Here is a 9,646-nt window from a genome sequence, read left to right as displayed (position 1 = left end):
GGGTCCAGGTGCCGTTGAGGGTGGTGGCGGTGAAGGAGCGGAAGTAGCGGCCTTGGGAGCCGATGGCTTCCACCAGCATGAGGTAGCGGTTCTGGTTTTGAAGTTTGTAGACCTGGACGGCTTCGAACAGGTTGTTGGTCGAGTCGCTCATGATGACGGTTGAGGTGGTGCCGAAGTTGCCGGGGAAGTTCCCGATGGGCATGGTGGCGCGGTAGATCTTGCCGTTGTCGCCGGCGAAGAACAGGTACATGGTGGTGCTGTCACCGATGACGGTTTGGTCGATGGGTCCGGTTCCGGATCCGGTGATGGTTCCGGAGAACAGGGTTTGTTGTGCCGACCAGCCGTTGGGGTTGGTGGGGTCGGTGGTGGTGCGGTAGGAGAAGGCGGTGGCGCCCCATTGGTAGGTGAGGACCCAGGTGTTTTTGGGGGCGAAGTAGAACAGGGTGGGGGCGACGGTGGCGGAGTTCATGGTGTTCTGGGTGGCGTTGGCCATGTCGGGCCAGGTGGTGAAGGGGGTGAAGTTCATTGAGCCCCATCGGGTGCCGGTGTCGTGGGTGGTGGCGTAGACCAGTTGGCGGCCGTTGTAGGGGACGGTGGTGAAGTCCTTGAGTGAGACCCACCCGGACTTGGGGGTGGCGAGCGGGCCGGTCGAGCTCCACCGGTAACTTGAGGGAAGAGCGCACGTACCGGTCGGCGTCGGAGTCGGCGTGGGCGTGGAACCGGAGCCGACCTGGACGAGTTGCCACTGCTGGTTGGCGCCGCCCCAGTCGTCGTACTGGACGATGTTGGCCCCGTCGGCGGTGGAGGCGCCCTGCACCTCGACGACCTTGTTGCTGTTGCGGTTGATCAGGCGGATGTAGCCGCTGTCGGAGTCGGCGAGGCGGAACTGCTGGTTGGTGCCGTTGAGGTCGGCCCATTGGACGACGGCCCCGCCGTTGGCGGTGGAGAAGTTGGCGACGTCCAGGACCTTGCCGGAGTGGCGGGATTTGACCCTGTAGTAGCCGCTGCCTGAGTCGACGAACTGCCATTGTTGCTGGTTGCCGTTGTTGCGGGCCCACTGGGTGATGCGTCCGCCGTCGGCCGTCGACAGGTTGTAGACGTCCAGGGCCTTGCCGCTGGTCCGGTTGACCAGGACGTACCAGGCGTTGGTGTCGACCGACGCCGCGTTCGCGGACTGGGTGGCCACGATGAGGCCCACCAATAAGGTGGCCGCCGCGGCGATGACGGCCAAGAACCTGATTTTCACGATGTGCTCCGATTTCTTCAGATGCGGATGGGGTGCCCCTGCTGGTCGGTCCCGTCGAGGTCGGCCCGCTGCGCGACCGGGATGGTCGTCATGCGATGCCCGTGGGTTTCATGGGGTGGTGAGGTCGAACCGGCGCACCGTCACCGCTCCGCCCAGCGACTGGGTGGCGTAGTTGAAGATCCCGAAGCGGTACCCCATGAAGAACTGCCAGGCGTTGTTCAACGTGAAAGCCGGTCCGAGCCCGGTGAAGTTCACGCCGTCGGTGCTGTAGGAGAACCGGGCCTGCCTGCCAGAACCCGGCCGGATGTCGGCGTTCACCCGCAACCAGAGCCGGCCGCCCGAGATGCTCGCGCTCGCCGCCTCGCTGCCGGTGCCCGTGGTGGCCCAGCTGCTGTTCATGGTCAGGCCGTTGGTCATCACCACCCGGTTGACGCCGTTGTCGCGTTTGACCCCGATCCACGCTGACTGGTCCCGGAGCATCGCCAGCCCCGACCGGTCACCGTTGGCCATCGCCGAGTAGTCGAGCTCGATCGTCGCCGTCGACGACGGGCCCTGGATGCGGTGGGTCAGGGTGTTGCGGGCGTTGTAGAGGTCGCTCGTGACGGTCGCGGTCTGCAGGCGCAGGCCGTCGCCGGTGGAGAACCGGCTGGTGTCGGGGTTGTGGTTCCACTCCCACCGGGGATCGAGAACGCCCGACGTGAACGTGTCCGGGCCGATCATCGACCGCACGGTCTTGGAGGTCTGGATGTCCGGCCGGGCGTAGTTGACGCCCCAGCCGCCGTTGACCGTCTGGATGGTGGGCCAACCGTCGCCGGTCCAGGTGATCGGCGCCAGCGCCGGGACCCGGCCGCCGGGGTAGGCGTCGACGAACGACATGTAGTACCAGGAGCCGTTCTGCGTCTGGACCAGTCCGCCCTGGTGCGGCACGCCGCCGCCGGAGATCGGGCCGGGCATGTTCAGCAGGACCTGGCGCATCTCGTACGGGCCGAACGGGCTGGTGGAGCGGAGCACGTACTGGCCGTTGGCCGGGCGGGTCAGCCAGATGTAGTAGTAGCCGCCGCGCTTGTAGAAGCGGGAGCCTTCGAGGGTGCCGACGCTGGAGGGCGTCTGGAACACCTGCTGGGCACGCACCTGGCTGAGCCCGTCGGCCGAGAGCTGGGCGACGCTGATCGTGCTGTTGCCGTAGGCGACGTACATGGTGTCGTCGTCGTCGATGAGCAGGCCGGCGTCGTAGTAGCAGTTGTTGATCTGCGAGCGCTTGGTCCAGGCCCCGTCCACGGCGGAGGCGGTGTAGACGTAGGTGCGGTTGAACTCGACGCAGCCGATCCAGTAGTACGTGTCGTTGCTCTGCCGGTGGTTGAGCGTCGAGGCCCAGATGCCCTTCACGTAGGCCCGGCCGCCGTTGAGGTCGTAGGCGCCCGAACCGAAGTCGAGCCTGGGCACCGAGTGCCCGGCGTACTCCCAGTCGACCAGGTTGTAGGAGCGCAGGATCGGCGCGCCGGGTGAGTAGTGCATCGTGGAGGCCGAGTAGTAGTAGGTGTCGCCGACCCGGATGATGTCGCCGTCGGCGAAGTCCTGCCAGACCACGGGGTTGGTGTAGACGCCACCCGAGGTCGGAGTGGGGGTGGGGGTCGGGGTGGGTCCGGTGCCGACCTGGACGAGTTGCCACTGCTGGTTGGCGCCGCCCCAGTCGTCGTACTGGACGATGTTGGCCCCGTCGGCGGTGGAGGCGCCCTGGACTTCGACGGCCTTGTTGCTGTTGCGGTTGATCAGGCGGATGTAGCCGCTGTCGGAGTCGGCGAGGCGGAACTGCTGGTTGGTGCCGTTGAGGTCGGCCCATTGGACGACGGCCCCGCCGTTGGCGGTGGAGAAGTTGGCGACGTCCAGGACCTTGCCGGAGTGGCGGGACTTGACCCGGTAGTAGCCGCCGCCTGAGTCGACGAACTGCCATTGTTGCTGGTTGCCGTTGTTGCGGGCCCATTGGGTGATGCGTCCGCCGTCGGCCGTCGACAGGTTGTAGACGTCCAGGGCCTTGCCGCTGGTCCGGTTGACCAGCACGTACCAGGCGTTGGTGTCGACCGACGCCGCGTTCGCGGACTGGGTCGCGAGGAACACGACCACGAGGAGCAGCGACGAGAGAACCGCGAGCACACGTCTCACAGGAACCTCCAGAGATCGTTGTTCGAGCCGTTGTCGTCGGCGAGCACGACCGGCCCGCCATGAGCGGTGCGGGCCGGTCCGAGGACCTGGCCGCCGCGGGCCCACCGGGCCCGGCGGCAGTGGTCGCGCGAGGTTGTTATCGCTAACATTCGAGGGTTCCGGATCTCCATGGCATGCTCCCGAGGGTGATGTCGCGGAGTACATCCGAATGGCCGATCGGCGTCAACGAGCCGCGGCCCGCGCTGACCTGGGCATCGCCGTGAGTACGCTTCCCAGCCTGGACATTCGCCGGTGTGGAGATCACCTGACGGCGCTCGCGCACCTGAAAGTTTCACAATGGCTTCTTGGCGGACGTAAACCTCAGACCGAATCCGGCGGATGCTCGCGAACTGGCTGTCCGGCATGGCGGCTCCCCTTCCGGCGGGTTTCCGGCACTCGTCGGGATCACGACCGGTCCGCCGCTTGGGAGAGAGCGTTCGTGGCGGCCGGGAGGTCATGACCAGGAAGGTGCGGCACCCCCGATACGCTCCCGATATGGCCCCGGCCAGGGAACTCCCGTCACCGGCCGCCGATCGGGACGGGCGCCACGCGACGGCCGCCACGGCGATCGGCCCGGTCCGGAGAACCGCCTTGGTGAAAGCGGGCCGAGCCGGATGCCGGGCTTGTCGGCCACGAAACATGGCGGCATTTAGGGGGAGCCGAAACCCTCTTTGGATCTTGCGAGAGCGTCCGGCGAGTGACCGATCGGCGCCGCCCCGCCACTGATCTCGCGTTGATCGCGATGATGTTAACGCAAACACTCGCATCCGCCGCAGCCGACGCGTGCGCGCGAAGGGCGCCCTCCAGTGGATGTTTCCGGGAGGTGAAGAGGACTTCACCATGTGGACATGGGATGTCTTTGTAATCCTCCCGGCGCGATGTGTCCAGTCCCATCGGCGAGATACCGTGAAAATGGCGTCGTAGCCGGGCGATCGCGGGGCCCGTCGCGCGTGAGCAGCCCCTGCTCGTCCTGCGGCAGATCTGGGCCTCCCGTGAACATGGGACGTCTGTTATGGTCCCGCCGTGGCCTGCGTACCGATCGAGCGACTCCAGGACCGGAGCCCGCGTCCATGTCCCTGACCGACGAGGCGATCTCCCGCATCCGGGCGCTCGTCCAGTCCGGCGAGCTTCCCCCCGGGGCGCGGCTCCCTCCCGAGCACCAGCTCGCCGCGCAGCTCGGCGTCTCCCGCAACCCGTTGCGCGAGGCGGTCAAGGCGCTGGTCGTGGCCCGGGTGCTCGACGTACGGCGGGGCGACGGCACCTACGTGACCAGCCTGGAACCGCGTCTGCTGCTGGAAGGGCTGGGGCTGGCCGTCGAGCTGCTGCGCGACGACACCCTGCTGGAGATCGTTCAGGTGCGGCGGATGCTGGAACCCGCGGCGACCGCGCTGGCCGCGTCCCGGATCTCCGCCGGACAGCTCGCCGAGGTCGGCGAGCACCTGGCCGCGATGTGCGCGGCCAGCGACGACGTGGAGAAGCTGAACCACCATGACGCCGCCTTCCACCGTGCCGTGGTACGGGCGACCGGCAACGAGACGCTGTCCACCCTGCTCGACGGAATCTCCGGCCGCACCCTGCGGATGCGGGTGTGGCGCGGCACGGTCGAGGCCGGCAGCTCGCACAAGACCATCGCCGAGCACGAGGCGATCTACGCCGCCCTGGCCGCCGGTGACGCGACGCTCGCCCAAGCGGCGGCGCTGGTGCACGTCGGCACTACCGAGACGTGGCTTCGCCTGGTGCTCGAAAACGTCGAGGGCTCCTCAGGCGAGGCCGGCGGCGACCGGGCATCGGCCGGTCTCTCCGGCGGGCTCTGGACGGAGCCCGGGGGAGAGGAGACGCCGTTCCCCTGACGACCGGGCCGGCGCGGGCCGTGCGGCGCCGGCCGCATGTGGGAGATGGCCCGCAGGTTCTCGCAGGCGACCGGAGAACGACTTATAGTCGAATCGATTCGTACAAGTCCGCCGGATCCCGCTGAGCCGGGGCTCCGGCCCGGTCGCCTGACGTGATCCTCCCCCTGCGGACCGGATGCGGGGCCGGGTCCGTTCCCGGCGCACCACGCGGTCAACGCTCACCGTCATCCAGATCGCAGGAGAGGAGCGCCAGGTGGGACCTGGCCCGAAGCGCCGCCCGCCCGTCATGGCGGACGTGGCGAAGATGGCAGGCGTATCGCAACAGACGGTCTCCCGGGTGGTCAACGAACACGCCAAGGTCAGCGCGGCGACCCGGGCCCAGGTTCTGCGGGCGATCGACCTGCTGGGTTACCGGCGCAACCTCGTCGCACGCGCCCTGGTCACCAGGAACTCCCGCAGGCTGGGCGTCGTCAGCTTCGAGACGACGCTGTACGGCCCGGCGAGCACGGTCTACGGCATCGAGCAGGCCGCCAGGGACGCCGGTTACCTCATCAGCATCGTGAGTCTGCGGACCATCGACATGGCGGGGGTGCTCGACGGGATCGAGCACCTGACCGGACAGGGCGTGAACGGCATCGTCGTGGTCGCCCCGCAGCGCCTGACGGCCGAGGCGCTGCGGGACATGGCCACGAGCATGCCGGTCGTGGTCGTCGAGGGCGGCCAGGCGGGCGATGTGCCCGCGGTCAGCGTCGACCAGGTGCGGGGCGCCTACATGGCGACCCGGCACCTGCTGGACCTCGGGCACGAGACGGTCTGGCACGTCAGCGGCCCGGCCGGCTGGCTGGAGGCCGGAGGCCGCGTACAGGGCTGGTCCGAGGCGTTGACCGCCGCCGGTCGAGCGGCTCCCGAACTCCTGCCCGGCGACTGGAGCCCGCGCTCCGGCTACCGTGCCGGCCAGCGGCTGGCCGCGATGGTCGGCGAGGTCACCGCCGTGTTCGTGGCCAACGACCAGATGGCCCTGGGTGTGCTGCGCGCCTTCAGCGAGCAAGGAGTGAGGGTCCCCGGCCAGATCAGCATCGTGGGATTCGACGACATTCCGGAGTCGGAGTTCTTCTCCCCTCCTCTCACCACCATCAGGCAGGACTTCGGGGCCGTGGGCAGGCGCAGCATCGACGTGCTCGTGCGGCGGATCGAGACGGAGGGGCCGTACGCGCCCGAGCGGCACGTCGTACCTCCCCGTCTCGTTCTCCGAGCCAGCACGTCGCCGGCGCGCTAGCCGCCGGTCAGACCACGGTGCAAGGGGTGCCGTTGAGGGTGAAGGCGGCCGGTTCGGCGGTGTCGCCGGTGTGGGTGGCCTGGAAGCCGATGTCGACGGTGGCCCCGGGGGCGAGCGTGCCGTTGAAGGCGACGTTGCGGGCGCTCACCTGGCCGCTGGAGGGCGTGTAGGTGGCGTTCCAGCCCGAGGTGATGGACTGGCCGGATGGCAGGGTGAAGTCCAGGACCCAGCCGTTGATCGTCGAGGTCCCGGTGTTGGTGATGCCGATGGCGGCCGTGAAGCCGTTGTTCCAGGCGTTGATCGTGTAGCCGACCTGGACCGGCCCCGTCCCGGTGCCGCCACTGGGTGTCGGGCTGGGTGAGGGGGTGGGCGACGGGCCGCCGCCCACCCCGGTCAGGAAGGTCGTCACGCTTCGGGCGGGAAGCGTGACGGTGATGGAGCCGTTCGACATGCCGATCGCCCCCTGCGGCGCGACGTTCCTGCTCGCGTCGGTCACCCAGGAGGAGACGCTGCCGGACGCGGTGCTGTTCGACAGGGTGAACTGCTGGCTCACCGCGGAGGTCCCCTTGTTGACGGCGACGACGACGACGGAGTCACCGCTCCGGTACGCCGAGACGTAGACGTTCGAGGCGGGGTTCGCCGTCGCGTCGACCCGCACATGTCCGGGGCGGACGAACCTGGCGAACTGCGCCATGACGGCGCCGCGCTTGCTGAGCTGACCGTCCTCCCGCATGGGGCCGTAGCTGCGCCGGATGTACCACCAGATGTACGCCTGGAACTCGGCGTCCACCATGGCGTGGTGGATGTGCTCCCCCACGTCGAGGGCCTGGGGCCACAGGTCCGCCGAGTCGGTGCTGTTGGGGTAGTAGACCTCGGTCATCCACAGTTCCTTGCCCGCGCCCTTCTGCTTGAACAGGGGATAGGGGAAGTTCGCGAACGACGTGCCGTAGAGGTGGGCCCCGATGATGTCCACGTTGGCGAGCGCCGTGGAGTCGTTGAGGATCGGGTCCGAGATGTTCTTCAGGTACTGGAAGGACTCGGGCGCGATGACCCTGGTCCCGATCGAGCCGGCGTTCTCCCGCAGGAACCGGACGATCTCGGCGGGGGTCCACCACGTCCACGTCTGCGCGTAATCGGGTTCGTTCTGCACCGAGATGCCGTACAGGTTCACCCCGTTGTTCCGCATGTAGGTGGTGAAGTCGTTCAGGTGCTGGGCGTAGGCGCCGTACATGCTGTACCGCAGGCGTTTCGCGTTGGTCTGGCTGCCGCGGACGAAGGTCTCGACCATGGCGGCGGGCGGGTTCCACGGCGAGGCGATGACGGTCGCCCCGAGCTCGATCGCGCGCTTCGCCGTCGCGACGTCACGGCCCCAGTCCGCCTGGTTCTCGGGGACGGGGATCCTCAGCACGGAGAACCCCAGCCGTCCCTCACCGGTGCCGAACGCCGTCTCCCGCTGGGCGGCCGTGAGATCGCCGATCCAGGACGCGAAGGTCATGCCGCCGAAGCCTCGGATCGTCTGACGTCGCGCCGACGGGTCGATGACCGCCGCGGCGGCCGCGGCCCCCGGGGCGCCGATGACCGCCGTGGTGGCCGTGAGGACCGGCAGGGCCCCCATTGTCACCAGGATGTTCCTCCGGCTCAGCAGTTTCCGGCTCACGGGCTTGTTGTGATCTTGCGTCATGCCTCGTCCTTTGGCTGTGGGTGCGCTTCGGCGGTGTCCTCCCCGCTGGTGTTAGCGCTAACAATCCGTAGGGGCCGGCAGGCCACGGTGATGGGGATGCGGGCCGCTCAGGTGGTCGTGCGGGGAGGTGACATCCCAGCGGAGTGTTGTTCCTCCCTCGCCAGGGGGTCAACCACGAGCCGGGCGGGCGAGCGGGTGAACTGCGTGAACGCCCCGCCGGGCCGTGAAGCTTTCAGGCCGGGAATTCGAGCGGCGTCGAATCGATTCCGCCCGGCGGCCCACGGCCCGCCGCCGGCCGAACCGTCGCTGAGAACGGGCCGATCGTTCTGTCCACGCGATGGCCCTGTGTCCGCCGCGGATACCTGTGACCATGACCAGGCCCCCACACCTCTTCACCCGCTCGGGGTGGGTGTGAGGGCCTGCGTCAGGCCGGGTGCCGGGGCGGGGCTACTGGTTCCAGGTCCAGCTCTGGGTGCTCTGGCCGTTGCAGGTGGCGACGGTCACGCTGGAGGTGTTGCCGGTGCCGGTGACGTTGAGGCACAGGTTGTCGGCTCCGTTGGTGATGGTGCCGTTGGAGTTGCGGCTCCACTGCTGGTTGGAGTTGCCGTGGCAGTCCCACAGTTGCACCCGGGTGCCCGAGCCGGCGTTGGTCGGGGAGTCCAGGCACTTGCCGAGGGTCTGCAACTGGTTGCCCGAGGTGGCGGTGAACTGCTGGTTGGGGTTGGTGTGGCAGTCGTAGATCTGCAGCAGGGTGCCGTTGGCTGTGGCGCTGTTGGGTGAGTCGACGCAGCGTCCGGCTCCGTTGTTGCGCAGCCGGAACGTGCCGCCCGGTGTGGGGGTCACCGTCGGGGTCACGGTGGGCGTCACGGTCGGGGTGACGGTGGGGGTGACGGTGGGGTTGGGGCCGGCGTTGTTGAGGGCGTTCAGGACCGCGTCGTATGCGGGCTTTTTGTTGTTGCCGCTGAACAGGAGTGGGGTGTCGCCTGAGCGCCAGGAGTCCTGGTCGCGGACGCCCCAGGTTGTGAGGCCGTTGCAGCGGGGGACGGCGAGGCAGTCGTTGGTGACGGCGGCGTAGGTCTGGGCGGAGGCGCCTTGGATGTCGAGTTCGGTGATCTGGACGTCGACGCCGAGGGCGGCGAAGCTGGAGATGGTGGTGCGGTAGTTGCTGTTGTAGGGGCTGCCGCTGTTGAAGTGGGACTGCAGGCCGACGCAGTCGATCGGCACGCCGCGCTGTTTGAAGTCGCGGACCATGTTGTACACGCCCTGGGTTTTGGCCCAGGTCCAGTTGTCGATGTTGTAGTCGTTGTAGCAGAGTTTGGCGGCGGGGTCGGCGGCTCGTGCGGTGCGGAAGGCGACCTCGATCCAGTCGTTGCCGGTGGATTGCAGGTTGGAGC

General features: G+C 68.3%; 7 protein-coding genes. 2 read left to right on the top strand and 5 right to left on the bottom strand.

Annotation, left to right across the window (positions count from 1 at the left end; all coding sequences use genetic code 11):
- From NYZ98_RS40635 to NYZ98_RS40625, 3 genes are all read right to left on the bottom strand, one after another.
- Positions 1 to 1,246: non-reducing end alpha-L-arabinofuranosidase family hydrolase (locus NYZ98_RS40635; RefSeq protein ID WP_262850791.1), on the bottom strand; the 1,246-nt coding region annotated here is incomplete at its 3' end.
- Between the two features lie 108 nt (positions 1,247 to 1,354).
- The gene (locus tag NYZ98_RS40630) at positions 1,355 to 3,406 is read right to left on the bottom strand and encodes a family 43 glycosylhydrolase (RefSeq protein WP_262850788.1); all 2,052 of its coding nucleotides are present in this window, start codon (positions 3,404 to 3,406) and stop codon (positions 1,355 to 1,357) included.
- The gene (locus NYZ98_RS40625; RefSeq protein ID WP_262850786.1) at positions 3,403 to 3,555 is read right to left on the bottom strand and encodes a hypothetical protein; all 153 of its coding nucleotides are present in this window, start codon (positions 3,553 to 3,555) and stop codon (positions 3,403 to 3,405) included. The genes NYZ98_RS40630 and NYZ98_RS40625 overlap by 4 nt, the downstream gene beginning before the upstream one ends.
- A gap of 960 nt (positions 3,556 to 4,515) precedes the next feature.
- Here NYZ98_RS40625 and NYZ98_RS40620 point away from each other — a divergent pair.
- Complete coding sequence (locus NYZ98_RS40620) at positions 4,516 to 5,295, top strand: FadR/GntR family transcriptional regulator (RefSeq protein WP_262850784.1); 780 nt, start codon at positions 4,516 to 4,518, stop codon at positions 5,293 to 5,295.
- A gap of 286 nt (positions 5,296 to 5,581) precedes the next feature.
- On the top strand, positions 5,582 to 6,571 hold the full coding sequence (locus NYZ98_RS40615) for a LacI family DNA-binding transcriptional regulator (RefSeq protein ID WP_262850795.1): 990 nt from the start codon (positions 5,582 to 5,584) through the stop codon (positions 6,569 to 6,571).
- Positions 6,572 to 6,578: 7 nt separating this feature from the next.
- Here the strand turns inward: NYZ98_RS40615 and NYZ98_RS40605 are convergent, their stop codons facing one another.
- Both NYZ98_RS40605 and NYZ98_RS40600 read right to left on the bottom strand, forming a co-directional pair.
- Positions 6,579 to 8,252, bottom strand: a complete 1,674-nt coding sequence (locus NYZ98_RS40605; protein ID WP_316249661.1) for a cellulose binding domain-containing protein — start codon at positions 8,250 to 8,252, stop codon at positions 6,579 to 6,581.
- Between the two features lie 447 nt (positions 8,253 to 8,699).
- Positions 8,700 to 9,646, bottom strand: a 947-nt coding sequence (locus tag NYZ98_RS40600; RefSeq protein WP_262850782.1) for a ricin-type beta-trefoil lectin domain protein, incomplete at its 5' end; no start/stop codon positions are given.

Source organism: Sphaerisporangium corydalis, assembly GCF_025506355.1.
GTDB lineage: Bacteria > Actinomycetota > Actinomycetes > Streptosporangiales > Streptosporangiaceae > Sphaerisporangium > Sphaerisporangium corydalis.
Note: the sequence above shows the minus strand (reverse complement) of the source record. Positions and strands in the feature narration are given on the sequence as shown.